Below are 16,041 nucleotides of genomic sequence, written 5' to 3'. Positions count from 1 at the left end.
ATCGGTACTAGCGTAAAATGGTCCTATCGGCGCGGTTGCAACCGTTCTACAATGAGACCAAACTTAACGAAGAAAGAGGCGTGCGCCATGCGTTTCGTTCCATATTCTGCCGAACATTGGGCTGCTCTGATTGGATGTGCGGCCGTGTGTATCGCATTAATCGTGTTTCGCAAGCCATTGCGTGAGGGAAACCGCAGCCGATGGACGGCTGTTTCGATTGCACTGCTTATGGCGCTGCTCGAAGCAGGGCTTTATTTCACCTATATGATACATCACGAATGGAGTGTATGGACGCTGCCTTTTGAGCTATGCACAATGTCATTATGGCTATCGGTAGTGATGCTGCTGACTCGCAGCCGGCTCTTGTATCAGATCCTGTTCTACTTAGGCACGCTCGGCGCGCTGCAGGCGTTGTTAACGCCGGACTTGGACGTGACCTTTCCGGCGTTCCGTTACTTCCACTTCTTTCTTGGGCATATCGGCATCCTTGCGGCTTCGGTCTACATGACGGCTGTCGAGCGAATGAGGCCGGCGCTGCGGTTTCTTCCGGTTGCCGTATTGGCACTGCACATTGCCGCGATTCCAGGCGGAATCGTCAATTATTATGCAGGTACGAACTATATGTTTCTGGCCCGCAAGCCTGCGGGAGGCTCGCTGCTCGATTGGCTTGGTCCGTGGCCGTGGTACCTTATCGCGCTTGAACCGATCGTATGGCTGATGTGTCTGCTGTTGTTCGGTTTGGTCACAGGGGCCGATCGTATGGGCAAACGCGTCCGCTAGGGAAGCCCGGTTATCCGGCAGGCTTCCACTTCATGACGACAAATCCGATCAGAACGATCGCAAGTCCAGCGGCTGTGCGCCATGTCGGCGCTTCACGCATGAACCACCAGCCGATCAGGACGCAGAGCGCGAGCTCGATTCCTTTGGCCAGACTGAGCGAGTACGTTAAGTTTCCTGCTGCCTTGTTCGCGGCGCGGATTCCGCTGCCCACCATGAGATTGGCGGCATAGAAGAAGGGAAGCACCTTCAGATGGTATAGAGCCGTTGCGCTTAACGCCTTATCGACATGTACAGCTTGGTAAGCAAACGCTGCGTTAATGATGAGGAGTCCTCCCGCGAGCAATCCGATTCCGAGCCAAAGCCCCATGAACGTTCCAACCTCCTTACGAGCATGAATGTTTCCTGCATGCAATTATTTTTGCCCGATATAAAACTGGAATATCCGCTGATTCGCACTCTGTCGATATATTAGAATTTTCTAGTAAACCGCAGTCGCCCATTTGTTTAATGCTACAATGGGTGGCGTGCACCTTTTCCAATTGTTGTGTTTCCACATCTGGCCTGATTCATTGCATCAGTTAACATTGGAGGGATTATGCAAGTGTTCAAACGTTGGTATGGATGGGTGTTAATCGGATTGGCGGTATTATCTATAAGTTTAGCTCCGCAGCAGCAGCAGGCTAGCGCTGCGACGAGCTTCGTGACCATGCAGGTCGGCAGCAATGGCGATAACGTTGTCGAATTGCAGCAGCGGCTGCGGATGCTCGGTTACTTAAGCGCGGAGGCGGACGGCAAGTTCGGCAAGCAGACGGAGAGCGCGGTCAGACGGTTCCAGCAAGGTGCAGGCATTGTACAGAACGGTGTCGCCGGACAGACGACGATGCATGCGCTTAAGAAAGTAACGGTCAGCCGGACGGATCTGTCCAAGCTCGCACGTATCGTATATGCGGAGTCGAAGGGTGAATCGTTCGACGGACAAGTCGCGGTAGCGGCTGTCGTCTTGAACCGGGTTCAATCGGCGGATTTCCCGAATACGATTGAGGACGTCCTATTCGCTGAAGGGGCCTTCACGACCGTGAGCGGCGGTCAATATTGGCAGCAGCCGAATGAGACGGCATTCAAGGCTGCCATTCAAGCGGCGAAGGGAAGCGACCCTTCGAAGGGCGGGCTCTACTTCAATAGTGTGAGCTCACCATCGGATTGGTTCAAGTCGTTGACCATAACGGCAACGATCGGCGGCCATATATTCGGGAAATAGAACTAAGCTTCTTATATTCCGACTATACAGGCGGGGATAGAATGAATTGGACATCCTGGACGCAGTGGGAGTAATATATACATAGGTGCAGACGAATACTAACGTCTAATCGGTAAGGTTACATAGGCCAGCATTACGTAGGAAGGCGGGAGCAAGATGACGGCACAACAACGGACGATTGGCAGCGAGACGGTTATTGGATTTATCGGAACGGGCATTATGGGAGCGAGTATGGCAGGGCATCTGCTCCGGCATGGCTTTAAAGTGCTTGTCTACAACCGCACGAAAGCAAGAGCGGACGGATTGCTTGCACAAGGGGCAGTCTGGCGCGACACGCCGCGGCAGATTGCGGAGCAAGCGGGACTCATTATTACGATGCTCGGGTACCCGAGCGACGTGGAGCAAATCTACTTCGGAGAGGAAGGGCTGCTGAAGCATGCGCAGCCAGGTGCATACTTCCTCGATATGACGACATCGAGCCCATCGCTTGCGAAGCGGATTGCGGCTGAAGCAGCGAACAAAGGCTTGCATGTGCTGGACGCTCCCGTATCGGGCGGCGACGTAGGCGCAAGAGAAGCGCGGCTGTCGATCATGGTCGGAGGGGAACCAGAAGCATTCGAAGCAGTGAAGCCGCTGCTCGAGCGGATGGGAACGAACGTCGTCCACCAAGGACCAGCCGGAGCGGGCCAGTTCACGAAGATGTGCAATCAAATTACGATTGCATCCAATATGATTGGCGTCAGTGAGGCTCTCGCATATGCGAAGGCGGCAGGGCTCGATCAGACGACGGTGCTTCGGAGCATCGGCTCCGGCGCGGCCGCAAGCTGGTCGCTGACAAATCTGGCGCCTCGCGTTATCGCAGGCGATTATGCGCCCGGATTTTATGTGAAGCATTTCGTGAAGGATATTCGGATCGCGCTCGATTCGGCGGCTGAGCTAGGTCTTGCGCTGCCCGGCCTAACGCTCGCTCAGTCGCTCTACGAGCAACTCGTGGATCAGGGCGGAGAGAACGACGGTACGCAGGCGTTATACCGGATCATTGCAGCAGGCGTTTAACCAGTTCTGAATAGAGCCGTTATATAGCATCACCATTGCAGGTTCTGCACGAAGCGTAATTGCTCGTGCGGAACCCTTTTTGCGTAGAAGGATAGACTGCGTCCACGTTACTCTATCCGGTGATGGTGCATACGCATGGCGGCTAAGGAATGCTTCGTCACGACGAGCAGCCATGCAATCAGCAGGCAGCAAGGGATGTAGATCGAGTAATAGATCCAAGGAGAAATATAGAGCTGTATGACTCCTGTACGGACTAACGTAATATGGAGCGCGAACATAACGGCCAGCGCGGCGATAATCCAGCGGATAGCGGCTGTTCGATAGACGACCGTTGCAAGGATCAAAGCATTGATGACAACAAATATAAACGTTAGGAACACGTCGTCTTTGACCGGATTCGAATAGATGCCTAAATGAAAACGTCGAAATCCAAACAGCATCAGAAAAAATATCAGGGTATCCAATACGCTCAGTGAGAAAAAGAGCAATGATATATATCGAAGCAGGCGGCTGCCTTGTGCAATTTTGTTAGACCAATAACGGACGAGCCAGAAAAAGAACAATAAAGAAACGGTCGTATACGGGGTCCGCCACCAATAGTGCTCATAGACTCCCAGCTTTAAGAACAGCCATTCGATACCGGAAAAAAACAGCGAGAACAAGACGCCCCATCGGTAGCGAAGGCGGAATGTGACGATGACGATGCCGGCGACAGGAACGGCAAGGAAGTTGGATTGAAAGGCTCCAATCATGCTGTCCAAGTACGGGTCTTTAACGAATCCAGGATAGTAAACGTAACAGTCCAGCAGCACCAGCACGATAAACTCAAACAGGTAGATCATACCGACGAAGGTGAGGAACAACACAACCGTTCCATAATTTCGGGCATGAAGCATGACATAGAGAAAGGTGAGGACGGATAACAGGGATAGAATGATGTACGGAACATAATTAGGCATTGCTGATCCAGTCCCCTTGTTCGCAAGTATACTTTCACGTCTAGAACGAACGATTCCTCGGTTGATTAGCCTTCCGTAAATTTCCTGTTGTAAGCTTTACCTGAGATCCTTGGATTTATTCCTTGTGTGCATACACTTGGAGAAGGCTAGGTCAGACCTAAGGCGTTTAAAACGCAACTGCTACGTCAATAATGGGGTCCATACCATCTGTGAAAATTGGAGGGACGAGCCTTGACGGATATATCCTCTAAAATGTCAGCTAGCCTGGAGACACACATTGAACGCATGAAGCAGCTTACATTTTGGAGCGAGGACCTCATTGTCCGGAAGACGAGAATCTGGTTAGAGGACAGGTCCATTAAGGCGGTTCTCTTCTATTTCGACGGGTTATGTGACGAGAAATTAATCTATTCCTCTATTTTGGAACCACTCATGAATCGTCCAGTCTTGAGGGAAGAAGACGGCGGGGAAGCGCCGGATCTTCTGGATCTGTTGCTGGAGTCTGTTCTAACGGTCGGGGATATCCATAAGTTCGGCAGTCTGGAATCGGGATTGCAATCGCTGATGAGCGGCAATGTCGCCGTCATGTTGGACGGCTTCGCCCAAGGATTGTCGATCTCGATGGCAGGATGGGAACAAAGAGCGATTACAGAACCAACCAATCAAACCGTCATCCGCGGTCCGAAAGAGGCTTTTACCGAAAATATTCACGTGAATGCGGCTATGGTCCGCAAAATTGTAAAGTACCCTGGCCTCGTGCTCAAAAACCATACGGTAGGCAGAGTAACCCACACGAACGTTTCCGTCATGTACATCCAAGGAATCGCCGACGAGAGCGTATATGAGGAAGTAGCCAGAAGGCTGGGAACGATCGATACAGATGCGATATTGGAGAGCAGTTATATCGAGGAGTTTATTCAGGATGAGGCATACACCATTTTTCCTACCATACAGAACACAGAGAGACCCGATTCGGTTGCTGCCGCTCTGCTTGAGGGCCGGGTCGCGATCTTAATCGATGGCACTCCGCATGTGCTGATCGTGCCGGCTCTATTCGTCCAATTCTTTCAAGCGGCTGAAGATTATTATCATCGGGCGGATATCAGTACGTTGATTCGCGGGCTTCGGTATTTCGGGCTGTTCATTGCGACGCTAGTTCCTGCTCTATACATCGCCATTACAACCTATCATCAGGAGATGATTCCAACTCAGCTTCTCATGAGCTTATCCGCGCAAAGGGAAGGGGTACCGTTTCCTGCTTTTGTCGAAGCGATGATCATGGAAGCAACCTATGAAATATTGCGCGAAGCCGGCGTTCGTATGCCGAGGGCGGTCGGACAAGCCGTCTCCATCGTAGGGACGCTCGTTATCGGGCAGGCCGCCGTGGAAGCTGGTATCATATCGGCAAGCATGATCATTGTCGTATCCATTACCGCAATCGCCAGTTATGTAATTCCCGAATTCGATATGTCGATTGCCGTACGGATTAGCCGGTTTTTCTTTATGGGACTTGCGGCGGCATTCGGCATGTTCGGCATCTTTATTGGAATCAATGTGATTCTGCTTCATTTAAGCAGTCTGCGTTCATTTGGCGTGCCCTATATGTCGCCGGTCGGTCCGTTCAATTTCAGCGATCAGAAAGACGTTATATTGCGGGTGTCGCAGCGGAGCATGAAGTCGAGGCCCAGCATGTTCGGCAAGCTTAATCCGTTCCGCCAGCGGCATTCGAGGAGCACGAAGAGACCATGACCATCCGTGCGAACAGATGCATTTTACTCGTTATGACCGTCGCATTATTATGGCCGCTGACGGGCTGCTGGGACCGCAGAGAGTTGAACGAATTAGCCATATCCGTTGCGCTTGGGATTGATAAAGTCGATGACAAGTATCAAGTCACCGTTCAAGTGGTGCAGCCTGCAGAAGTTGCCTCTCAGAAAGGAGGAGCCGGCAACTATGCGCCCGTGGTCATGTATCAGACAACCGGGATTACGATTTTCGAAGCGATCCGCAAGATGACGATCACCAGTCCAAGGAAAATATACGCTTCTCATCTTCGTATTGTCGTTATAGGCGAACAATTGGCGCGGGAAGGCATAGGGAATGCGTTGGATCTGTTATCAAGGGATTACGAACTCCGGACCGATTTCTTCTTGCTCGTGGCAAAAGGAATAAAGGCGGAGAAGGTGCTCAAAATATTGGTTCCGCTCGAGAAAATCCCGGCCAACAAAATATACAATTCCATTCGTACGTCCGAGAAAGTATGGGCGCCAGTAACCGCCGTTACGCTAGACGACTTCATTATGGATTATGAGAGCAAGGGAAAAAACCCTGTTATTAACGGCATTCGAGTAACAGGCAACGCTGAGATAGGCATTAAGAAAGAAAATGTAGAGATGATCCAGCCGGCTGCGCGGATAAAAAACTCAGGCATTGCCGTATTCCGGAAAGATCAAATGATCGGCTGGCTTACCGAGGATCAAAGCAAGGGCTATAACTATGTCATCAATACCATTAAAAGTACGGTCGGTCATATCCAATGCCCTGATGGCGGCTACGTAGCTCTAGAAGTTGTCCGGTCGAAGTCCAAGATGAAAGCAGCCGTCCAGAACGGTAATCTACGGTTAGCCGTCGATATTCACGTCGAAGAGAATTTGGGAGAAGTTCAGTGTCAATTGGACTTGACCAAAGTAAGCGTTATCCAAGAGTTAGAACGAAAAGCGGAGTTAAGAGTGAAAGATCTCGTGGAACAAACGATGGACTCGGCTCAAAAAAAGTTTAGATGTGACTTCTTCGGATTCGGCAACGCCCTTCATCGGAGTAATCCAAAAGCTTGGAAGAAACTGCAGCCGGATTGGGATGAACATTTTGCGGAAGCGCCCGTGTCGGTAACCGTCAAGGTCAATATAAAGCGAACCGGCACTATAGGCAATTCTTTTATGTTGGATAGAGAGGAATAAGGGGTTATGTGGGTAGTGGCAGGAATTGTGGGGATAGCGGGATTGTGTACGGTCATTGAATATTCTTCGTTGAAGAATTTCAAAAAGGATCTATGGGTTTTCGGCATCGCGATGGCAGCTGCAACGGCAATAAGTATCGCGAAGGCTCTTAATGTTACAATCCCTAACCCGCTGGATTGGATTGCAGCCTGGTTTGAACCGTTAGGCCGATCGATGAAGCGAATGTTCGACTAGTTCTCGGGGACGGAAGGAAGATGGCAGTTGCTCGATAACGGGAAAATTAACGGACGCCAATTGATGGTGCTCATTTATTTGTATTCGATCGGCACGACGGTTCTGGTCATTCCTTCCGGCTTAGCTTCCGTTGCCAAGCAGGATGCCTGGATTGGCGGAATTGTCGGCGTCATAATCGGTATGGCGCTTGTCTTGCTGTATACTGCACTGTGGCGGGTCTATCCGGGGAAAACGTTCGTAGGCATTTGTCAGGAAGCTCTCGGCAAAGGCGTTGGAACCGTACTGTCGCTCATTTACGTGTTTTATTCGTTCATTGGCGCGGCCACCGTACTGTTTTATGTATCCAATTTTTTTCTTATTCATTTTTTGCCGCATACGCCTGTTATGTTTACAAGTTCTCTCTTTGCTCTTGTTGTTGTGATGGGCAGCCGAATGGGACTGGAGACGATCGCTAGAACCTCGGAGTTGATGCTCCCGTGGTTCATCATTCTTTTCGTCGTACTGGTCACGACCCTCACTCCGCAAATCGACAGCCAGAAATTGCTTCCCGTATTCGAATCCGGAGGGAAGTCGGTTTTCTGGGCGGGAATTACGTTCTCGGGAACGGCCTATATGCCCATCGTTTTTCTATTCTCGATTTTTCCTAGAGTGCAGGAGGGGCTTACGGGAAAAGTCCGGCTCGGCTTATTCGCCTCTGCGCTGGCGGGGGGGTTAAGCGTCGTGCTCGTTACTTTACTGTGCATCTTGATACTCGGTCCCCAGATTACCGCGAGGAGTATGTTTCCCAGCTATGCCCTTGTCAAAAAAATAAGCATCGGCCACTTCATTCAACGGATCGAAGTGCTATTGGCAGGGTTATGGTTCATCACGACGTATATGAAGACGACTTATTATTACTATTCTTGGGTGACGAGCTTATCGGAGATATTGAAGTTGAAAAATTATCGGACACTCACTTTGCCTTGCGCGATGTTGATGGTCGTATTCTCGCTAATCGTCTACCCCAACGTGGTCTATATGCAGCACTGGGATACCATCGTGTTTCCTCCGTATATAATCGTAATGGCTGTAGTGATTCCTTTGGCGCTATGGTTAATCGGCCTGTTGAAGGGATCAAAAGATCTGTCCGCAACTCGAAAATAAGAGGCGAGGAATGAATCGAATGCAGCGCAATCAGGCAGGGCAATCCCCCCGAAGATTTAACAGTGTCACTACGGCATATAACATCAACCTCATCCAGCTTCGCAATCCTTGGGTCGTGGCCTGGTGGTCGGCTTCGTTTCCCGGCTTCGGACATTTACACCTTGGTTACTATACCAAGGGCTTTATTCTGATCGCGTGGGAGTTTCTGATTAATTCGCAAGTGAATCTTAATGAGGCGATGGTCTATTCTTTCAATGGACGCTTCGATGCGGCCAAGCAGGCGTTGAATCCGCGTTGGATGCTGCTGTATATCCCGATTTATTGTTATTCCATTTGGGACAGCTACCGCAAAACGATCGATCTCAATAAGCATTGTTTGCTGGCAGAGGACGAGTATGCGCCGATCAAGCTGTTCAAGATGAACGGGATTGCCATGAATTTGTTGGAACAGCGGTCGCCACGGCGGTCGCTGATCTGGTCGCTGCTTTTTCCGGGGCTCGGCCATTTGTATCTCCAGCGGCTGATCAGCGGCGTATTCATTACAGCAAGCTGTGTTATCATTTCGTATTACTCCCATTTGGCTGAAGCCGTTACCTATATCCTAATGGGATCGCTGGAACATGCCTGTTTGGTCTTGGATGCGGAATGGTTTAGTTACTTCCCTTCCATGTACGGCTTTGCGGCATATGAAGCATATGTTCTGGCCGTTGATCAGAATAAGTTGTATGAAAGAGAACTACTCCAATATTTAGAGCGGGAAGTTCAACCTCGACATTACGAACTGCTCTAGATGCTTTAGCTGCTCTAGATGCTCTAGATGACAGGAAGTGAGGGGTTGCCGTTGCATATCATTGCATCGTTCGAGCCGTCTGCTTATGTGGAGATGGCCATATTGGCTTTGGAGCGGGACGGCATTGACAGAAGCCGTATCGCAGCAGTTCCTTTAAAGCCGGGTTCAGCAAATAAGGCGCTGCTTCATGCCGTTCAACGGGGGAGCGGCAATGATGCTTTCGACGCTGCTGCCGTTCTGGGGACGATCTGCTCTGTTCTAAGCGCATCCTTCGGTTTCGAGCTGCGTTGGGGACCTATTCTATGGGGGCTTATCGGATTGGCGGCGGGGGCGGGCACCGGGTTCTTGCTTCATCGATTGTTCAGCAAGAGCAAGACCGATACGAAACCTCGCGAGAACGCTTCCGTCGTTCTTATTGTACGATGCGAACCCAATGAGTCGGGCATGATCAGCGGTATTATGCAGCAGTTCTCGGCTGGAGGCATCGGAATGTTACAGGAACAGGAGCCTTGATTCGGTAAGGCTCCTGTTTGGTTTGTAAAAAAATAGTGGTGCGGTCATTATTATGTTCATGTATACTGAGTAAGTTGAGCGGTCTTTAAGGATTAAAACCACTGGGACATTGCCGATATCGCAATCGGGCAAAATGCATACTCAGTCCACATATACCCATTGATAGACGACACATGCAGTCTGTAAAGGAGGATTGGATTATGGCGGCACCTGGATCTCAATATTCATACCGGCCCGGAGGGGGAGGCATTCGCCGATTCGGAACCGGAGAGAAAATTAAACCGGAAAGCATTTGGAACATGCTGCGGCGCGTATTCGGACATGCCCGCGTTCAATGGCGTCTGATGATCGTAGCTGTATGCAGTGTGGTCGCGGTTTCTCTGCTCGAATTTTTGATACCTCAACTAACTCGTTATACCATCGATGTCATTATACCGGGCGATTATTATAACCGGCTCCTCCCGCTAGGAGCGGGCATTCTCGGCGCTGCGCTGCTGCTTGGCGTGTTGAACTTTCTGAGTACGTCGACGACGGCTTCGCTCGGCCAGCGTATCATTTATGACTTGCGCAACGATCTGTACCGGCACATCAACCGGCTCGACCTCGGATTCTTCGACCGCAACCGCACAGGTGACCTGATGTCGCGCGTAACGAGCGATGTTGGAGCGCTTCAACAGCTCATTTCCTCTACGATGATTCAAATGACGACGGATCTGTTCACGTTCACGGCCATTACGGTTTATATGCTCTTCCTCGATTGGCGGCTCACGCTGCTCTTGCTGCTTACGTTCCCGCTTATGATCTTAACGACAAGACTGTTCAGCAAGCGAATGAGAAAGTCGTTCCGGACGGTTCAGGACTCGGTCGCGGAAGTGAGCGACCATCTGCAGAATACGTTGTCCGGCATCCGGCTCATTAAGTCGTTCGCGACGGAATCGCTTGAATCGGATCGGTTCGCGGGCCGCAGCAAACGCAACATGGAAGCCAATATTCAAGTCGTCAAGCTGCGCGCTGTCTATGAGCCGATCATCGATCTGCTCAACTATCTCGGACTTGCGATCGTACTCGTATTCGGAGCGTGGCTTACGATGCACGGGAGCATGAGCGTCGGCACGGTCGTTGCCGTCATTGCTTATTTGCGTCTGTTGCAAAATCCGATCCGCCGCTTCAGCCGAATTATCAACACGATCCAGCAAGCGGCCGCCGCTTATGAGCGGATCGCCGAAATATTGAATACGAAGCCCGAGATTGTAGATGCAGACGATTCCGTGCTGCTGCCGGCTGTCGAAGGCAAGATCGTATTCCACGATGTCGGATTTCATTATGCAGGCAGCAAGCAGCAAGTGCTCAGCGGCTTTAATCTGATACTTGCAGCGGGCAAAACGACGGCTCTCGTCGGATCTTCCGGCTCCGGCAAATCGACGATTGCCCATTTGATTGCCCGGTTCTATGAGCCGCAGGAAGGCGAGATTACGATTGACGACTATAGGCTGAGCAAGGTGACGCTTGCGTCGCTGCGCGATCAGCTCGGAATCGTATCGCAAGATATTATTTTGTTCAACGGCACGGTTCGGGACAATATCGGTTACGGCAAGCAGGATGCGACGGAGGAAGAAATCGAAGCGGCAGCGCGGGCAGCGAATGCCCATGCGTTCATCGAGAGCTTTCCTGAAGGTTACGATACGCAGATCGGCGAACGGGGAGTGAAGCTGTCCGGCGGACAGAAGCAGCGGTTATCGATTGCAAGGGTCATTCTGAAAAATCCGCAGATGATCATTCTCGATGAGGCTACAGCTTCCCTCGATACTGAATCGGAGCATTTGATACAAGAGGCGCTCGGCCAACTGCTGAAGGGCAAAACCTGTCTCGTCATCGCCCATCGTTTGTCGACGATCAAACAGGCCGATACCATTCATGTATTGGAGCGAGGGCGGATTGTGGAGAGCGGAACGCACGAAGAACTGCTTGGCCGGCGAGGCCGGTACAGTGAGCTGTATGAATTGCAATTTCCGCAGACGGCGATGGAATCATAGCGATAACGAATAGGGGGGTTGCCTCGTAAGCCGTGTGTCCGTGGACGGCTTGCGGGACAACCCCCTATTGATCGTTGTTAACATTCATTGGCACAATCCAAGGCTTCCATCTCGGCGTACCAACCTTTCAGGTCTAGCTGCAACGCTTCTGCTATCGTCTTAATGATATCCGTCGTACGGTACCGTCTAAACTCGTTGTTCATCAGCAGCATCGACGAAGCGGGAACGGCGGAAGGCTCAGGCGGCATATAAACGAAGGTTCTCTTGACCAACCGGTTCTTAGGCTTGTGATCCATGGCGTATTCCTCCTAATCGATTCTTAAATCATTGTATGTAGTCATGCGTATCTGTAATCGTTGTCTGCGTAAGTTGATGAATCGTAAATCTTCATATTTAAATCTATCCTATAATTACAAAATTATCAAACAAAAGCTTTGCTATATGATAGTATAATTTTGTGAAACGGGAGGTTAAGTCTGCGCTTAATCAAGGAGGAAGCCTGTATTGCTGGAGCTGGAGCGGTATTCTTCGTCTCATTACGATGCTTTAATGGCATATATCGAACGTATCAATCAATTGAATGGGGGCACGGCCTTCGCACTGTTCGTCATACATAACGACCAGGTGGTCGCCGAGTATTACGGTGGCGAACATTCGGGCCGGAGGGCGGCTGCCGATTCGCAGTTCAACGTCGCATCCGTCCGCAAAAGTTACATCGGTTTCGCTGCCGCCTGGGCACTGACTATCGGGGCGATTCGTTCATTCGACGATCCTGTTCTTCGATACGTAAGAGCGAACGGCGACAATGCCGAGGTGCTCTCGGGCGTTACGATCCGGCATTTGCTTACGCACACGCACGGACTTGGCAGGGTGAACGATCAATCGATCTGGTGGTCGTGCGTATGGCTAATCGAGTCGGCAATTATAGCGATGAACGGGGCAGCTATATCGACTACTTGAGAGAGTTCGGCAATATGGCTATACGTGCGGCGGTGCAAAAAAATGTTGACAGTAAAAAAATGTAATTCTATACTACTGTCAATTCCATATGATGAAACGCTAGGATTGGGACTAGTAAGGATAGTCGATTGTTCAGAGAGCCGTCGGTCGGTGCGAGACGGTCAAGAGCTTCCTGAAGTCGCCCATGAGCGGCATGGTCGAAGAATTCAGTAGATTATGACGGGTAACCTCCGTAATCAGGTCTCAAGCTTCGTCGTCCAAGTAAGTGAAGACGCCGATCAAGAAGAGTGGTACCGCGATGGTTCAGCCTGTCGCCTCTTTGGAGGCGGCAGGCTTTTTATTTTTCATCCATGTTGGAACGAGGGGGAGTCGAAGATGGAACAAATTATCGATTACTATTCGCAGTTCGATGAATGGGGAAGGCTTGACCGGGAGCCGCTGGAGTTCGCCGTTAATTGTCATTATATCAAGCAGTATTTGCCGGACGCTGGCGCAGTGCTCGATAATGGTGCCGGTCCGGGCAAGTATGCGATGGAGCTGGCGAAGCTCGGCTACCGGATGACGTTGACGGACTTAACGCCCAGACTGGTCGACATTGCCCGGCTGAAGGCGGAGGAGATGCAATTAAGCGGCCAATTCGACGGGTTTCATGCGCTTAACGCAACGCGGCTGGATGACTTGAAGGATGAACAATTCGATGCCGCGCTTATGCTTGGTCCGCTCTATCATTTGCAACGCGAAGAAGAGCGGCAAGCGGCTGTCCGGGAGCTGTACCGCGTAACGAAGCCGGGCGGGGTCGTGTTCGTCGCTTTCCAAAGCCGCGTCCGTATGGCGATGACCTCGTTAATGCACCCGGCGAGCTGGAAACCGAACGATACGATAGGCGGAATCGAGCGACTGATGGAGACAGGGGCTTTCAACCATCAGGATAAAGGACGGTTTACGGGGGCCTATTATTTTCACATCGATGAGGTAAAGCCGTTCATGGAGAATGGCGGTTTCGCGACGATCGACCTGATCGGATCTTCGAGCGTCGGCGCCTTGTTGACGAATGAGCAGAAGCAGTACTGGATCGACCGCGGCGAGTATGACCAGCTTGTTCAGTTTCTTATTACGCTAGCGAAAGATCCGGCTGTGCTGGGAACGTCTTACCACTTGCTGTATATTGGGAAGAAGAAGTGACATAATCGTTTCGAGAAAAGAATGAAATGAGATATACACGTAGAATGGACACAGGCACAGGAGGTTAGACGATGACGGTGCGTGAAATTGTTCCTTTCGGAGATTCGATCCTTCGCAAAACAGCCAGACCCGTCGAGGCGCTGGATCAACGATCCTTAAGAATACTCGATGATATGGCAGAGACGCTGTATGCGGCAGAAGGGCGCGCGGGACTAGCCGCTCCGCAGATCGGTATTCTGAGAAGGCTTATTGTAATGGATTGCGGCGATGGATTAATTGAACTTATCAATCCGGAAATCGTGGAAATGCGCGGGGAGCAGATTGGGGCAGAGGCCTGTCTCTCGTTTCCCGGCTACTACGGCATGGTGCGCAGAGCCCATTATGTCAAAGCGTTAACGTGGAACAGACAAGGGGAGCAAATCGTGCTGGAGGGAGAAGGATATCTGGCCCGCTGCATACAGCATGAGATCGACCATTTGAACGGTGTATTATTCGTCGATCATGTGAGAGACCGCTTGCTGTACCATGAGAAGACGAATCAGCCGATCGACCTGCTCGGCGTCATTCGTTTAACGAATCAAGGGCATTAATATTGTTTGTCAAAAAAAGAGCTTGAACCTTACGTTACGTCATCTTCTAAAATAGGAATTACAGAAGCATAGCTGACGATCAATGAAGGAGCTGCCCATGGACAAGCAATGGAAAGTCGGAGACCTTGCCAAGCTGACGGGGCTTACGGTTAGAACGCTTCGGTTCTATGATCAGATTGGCTTATTCTCGCCCTCGGGCCAGACGGAATCCGGTCACAGACTGTATAACGAGTCCGATCTGTCACGGCTCCATCAGATCGTGTCGCTGAAGGAGTTAGGCCTGTCGCTGGAGGAAGTGAGAGATGTTCTATCCGGCGGAGCGGTCAGTCCGCTTGAAATCGTCAACCTGCAGAAGATGCGAATAAAAGAGCAGATTAGGCAGCAGCAGCGCCTTCTCGAACAGCTGGAGCATGCATCGAAGCTTATGGCAGGCAAAGGACAGCTGACAGCTGAAGATTTTACGAATTTGCTGCAAATGATGAAACATCGTCACGAGAAGCCGGTCATCCAGCGGAAGACAAGCTGGGAGCATCGACTGGACATATTGGGCAGTTTTATTGCGAAGGAAGCGAAGCGGCCTGAATTAGAGGAGGATAATGAATGAGTGAACGATTCGTCAAACATGCCACCTTCGTCGTGGAACGGACGTATGCCGCGTCTGCCGAGCAAGTGTACCGGGCTTGGTCTGATCCGGAGGCAAAAGCACAATGGTTCTCGAAAGCGGAGCAATTCGAATTCCGTGTAGGCGGACGCGAGTACAGCAGCGGCGGACCGCCGGAAGGGCCGGTATTTACGTTCGATGCCGTCTATCAAGAGATTGTACCCGAGCATCGTATCGTATACACGTACACGTTGGATTCGAATGATACCCGGATTTCCGTATCCATTACAACGATCGAGCTGATTCCGGTCGAGGATGGTACGAAGCTGGTCTTCACGGAGCAAGGCGCATTCTTCGACGGACTGGATACGCCGGAGATTCGAGAGCATGGTACGAACGAGATGCTGGATGCTTTGGGCCGGGCGCTATGAAGAATGGACAGTGGATGGTCATCTACACGGACGCTCTGGATCGCTATTCCTTGCAGCAGCTGATCACCAAGCCGGATTCCGGAGGATGGTCGCTCAGCCAATTGTACGATCATTTGATTCTAGCGGCGCTCGATTATCTGGACGTCTCCGAGAGATGCGCGGCATTGCAAGAAGAGCAGCCGCTCGACAAGACGGAGTTCGGCGAGGAGCTGTACCGGTTAGGGGGCTTCCCGGACATCCGCATCCAACTGCCGGAAGGATTCGGCGGCATCCCTGACAATTCCGGTAACATAGAACGGATAAGACACGGGCTTCAGAACGTGTCCGAACGGATGAACGCTTGGGAATCGAAGCTGGCAGCGGTTAATCCGAACCTCAAATTGAAGCATGACGGATTCGGATGGCTGAACGCCAGAGAGTGGTTTGAGCTGGCCGGCATGCATTTCCGCCATCATTTGCGCCAGAAGGCAGAGCTGGACCGGTTGCTTGGTATTGCTTCACATGATTAGTCATTTCCGTTGCAAAAAGGGCCGCCTCGAATTCGTTCGAGAGCG

The 16,041-nt window shown here is 51.1% G+C and carries 19 protein-coding genes and 1 other annotated feature; of the genes, 16 read left to right on the top strand and 3 right to left on the bottom strand.

Annotated elements, in window-relative coordinates:
• Positions 1-87: 87 nt before the first annotated feature.
• Positions 88-780 (top strand): YwaF family protein, encoded by a 693-nt coding sequence (locus PKO01S_RS02040; protein ID WP_164779437.1) that lies wholly within the window; start codon positions 88-90, stop codon positions 778-780.
• A gap of 10 nt (positions 781-790) precedes the next feature.
• On the opposite strand, the gene PKO01S_RS02035 is transcribed toward PKO01S_RS02040, so the two are convergent.
• A complete protein-coding gene (locus PKO01S_RS02035; protein ID WP_127529628.1) occupies positions 791-1,147 on the bottom strand; it encodes a hypothetical protein in 357 nt (118 codons plus the stop codon).
• A 234-nt stretch (positions 1,148-1,381) separates the two neighbouring features.
• On the opposite strand from PKO01S_RS02035, the gene PKO01S_RS02030 reads away from it, so the two are divergent.
• Together PKO01S_RS02030 and PKO01S_RS02025 are read left to right on the top strand one after the other, a co-directional pair.
• Positions 1,382-2,038, top strand: a complete 657-nt coding sequence (locus PKO01S_RS02030) for a cell wall hydrolase (RefSeq protein WP_164779436.1) — start codon at positions 1,382-1,384, stop codon at positions 2,036-2,038.
• Between the two features lie 156 nt (positions 2,039-2,194).
• Complete coding sequence (locus PKO01S_RS02025; protein ID WP_127529626.1) at positions 2,195-3,094, top strand: NAD(P)-dependent oxidoreductase; 900 nt, start codon at positions 2,195-2,197, stop codon at positions 3,092-3,094.
• 107 nt (positions 3,095-3,201) lie between these two features.
• On the opposite strand, the gene PKO01S_RS02020 is transcribed toward PKO01S_RS02025, so the two are convergent.
• Positions 3,202-4,053, bottom strand: a complete 852-nt coding sequence (locus tag PKO01S_RS02020; protein WP_127529625.1) for a hypothetical protein — start codon at positions 4,051-4,053, stop codon at positions 3,202-3,204.
• A gap of 252 nt (positions 4,054-4,305) precedes the next feature.
• Here PKO01S_RS02020 and PKO01S_RS02015 point away from each other — a divergent pair, with 252 nt between their 5' ends.
• The 7 genes from PKO01S_RS02015 (at position 4,306) to PKO01S_RS01985 (ending at position 11,723) form a co-directional block, all read left to right on the top strand.
• Positions 4,306-5,802, top strand: a complete 1,497-nt coding sequence (locus PKO01S_RS02015) for a spore germination protein (RefSeq protein ID WP_307719804.1) — start codon at positions 4,306-4,308, stop codon at positions 5,800-5,802.
• A complete protein-coding gene (locus PKO01S_RS02010) occupies positions 5,799-7,010 on the top strand; it encodes a Ger(x)C family spore germination protein (RefSeq protein WP_127529623.1) in 1,212 nt (403 codons plus the stop codon). The genes PKO01S_RS02015 and PKO01S_RS02010 overlap by 4 nt, the downstream gene beginning before the upstream one ends.
• Positions 7,011-7,025: 15 nt before the next feature.
• Positions 7,026-7,244, top strand: coding sequence for a hypothetical protein (locus PKO01S_RS02005; protein ID WP_127529622.1), 219 nt, complete (start codon positions 7,026-7,028; stop codon positions 7,242-7,244).
• A 27-nt stretch (positions 7,245-7,271) separates the two neighbouring features.
• Positions 7,272-8,387 (top strand): GerAB/ArcD/ProY family transporter, encoded by a 1,116-nt coding sequence (locus PKO01S_RS02000; RefSeq protein WP_127529621.1) that lies wholly within the window; start codon positions 7,272-7,274, stop codon positions 8,385-8,387.
• Positions 8,388-8,397: 10 nt separating this feature from the next.
• Entirely contained in the window at positions 8,398-9,177 is a 780-nt protein-coding gene (locus tag PKO01S_RS01995; protein ID WP_127529620.1) for a hypothetical protein, read from the top strand.
• A 45-nt stretch (positions 9,178-9,222) separates the two neighbouring features.
• Positions 9,223-9,690: a hypothetical protein gene (locus PKO01S_RS01990; protein ID WP_127529619.1), complete on the top strand. Its 468-nt coding sequence runs from the start codon at positions 9,223-9,225 to the stop codon at positions 9,688-9,690.
• Positions 9,691-9,890: 200 nt separating this feature from the next.
• Positions 9,891-11,723 carry an ABC transporter ATP-binding protein gene (locus tag PKO01S_RS01985; RefSeq protein ID WP_127529618.1) on the top strand — a complete coding sequence of 611 codons (1,833 nt, stop codon included), beginning with the start codon at positions 9,891-9,893 and terminating at the stop codon, positions 11,721-11,723.
• 77 nt (positions 11,724-11,800) lie between these two features.
• Here PKO01S_RS01985 and PKO01S_RS01980 read toward each other — a convergent pair whose 3' ends face one another.
• Positions 11,801-12,019, bottom strand: coding sequence for a hypothetical protein (locus PKO01S_RS01980; protein ID WP_127529617.1), 219 nt, complete (start codon positions 12,017-12,019; stop codon positions 11,801-11,803).
• Between the two features lie 208 nt (positions 12,020-12,227).
• Between PKO01S_RS01980 and PKO01S_RS01975 the strand changes: the two genes are divergently transcribed.
• The 6 genes from PKO01S_RS01975 (at position 12,228) to PKO01S_RS01950 (ending at position 15,996) form a co-directional block, all read left to right on the top strand.
• A complete protein-coding gene (locus tag PKO01S_RS01975) occupies positions 12,228-12,683 on the top strand; it encodes a serine hydrolase (RefSeq protein ID WP_246070411.1) in 456 nt (151 codons plus the stop codon).
• 92 nt (positions 12,684-12,775) lie between these two features.
• Positions 12,776-13,005, top strand: a binding site (T-box leader).
• A gap of 53 nt (positions 13,006-13,058) precedes the next feature.
• A complete protein-coding gene (locus tag PKO01S_RS01970; protein WP_127529616.1) occupies positions 13,059-13,865 on the top strand; it encodes a class I SAM-dependent methyltransferase in 807 nt (268 codons plus the stop codon).
• Positions 13,866-13,936: 71 nt separating this feature from the next.
• Positions 13,937-14,455, top strand: coding sequence for a peptide deformylase (gene def / locus PKO01S_RS01965; RefSeq protein ID WP_127529615.1), 519 nt, complete (start codon positions 13,937-13,939; stop codon positions 14,453-14,455).
• Between the two features lie 97 nt (positions 14,456-14,552).
• Entirely contained in the window at positions 14,553-15,059 is a 507-nt protein-coding gene (locus tag PKO01S_RS01960) for a MerR family transcriptional regulator (RefSeq protein ID WP_127529614.1), read from the top strand.
• Complete coding sequence (locus tag PKO01S_RS01955) at positions 15,056-15,487, top strand: SRPBCC family protein (RefSeq protein WP_127529613.1); 432 nt, start codon at positions 15,056-15,058, stop codon at positions 15,485-15,487. The genes PKO01S_RS01960 and PKO01S_RS01955 overlap by 4 nt, the downstream gene beginning before the upstream one ends.
• Positions 15,484-15,996 carry a DinB family protein gene (locus PKO01S_RS01950; RefSeq protein WP_127529612.1) on the top strand — a complete coding sequence of 171 codons (513 nt, stop codon included), beginning with the start codon at positions 15,484-15,486 and terminating at the stop codon, positions 15,994-15,996. Before PKO01S_RS01955 ends, PKO01S_RS01950 begins: the two co-directional genes overlap by 4 nt.
• Positions 15,997-16,041: the final 45 nt, after the last annotated feature.

It is taken from the genome of Paenibacillus kobensis NBRC 15729 (assembly GCF_004000825.1).
Classification (GTDB): Bacteria; Bacillota; Bacilli; order Paenibacillales; family Paenibacillaceae; genus Paenibacillus_T; species Paenibacillus_T kobensis.
Note: the sequence above shows the minus strand (reverse complement) of the source record. Positions and strands in the feature narration are given on the sequence as shown.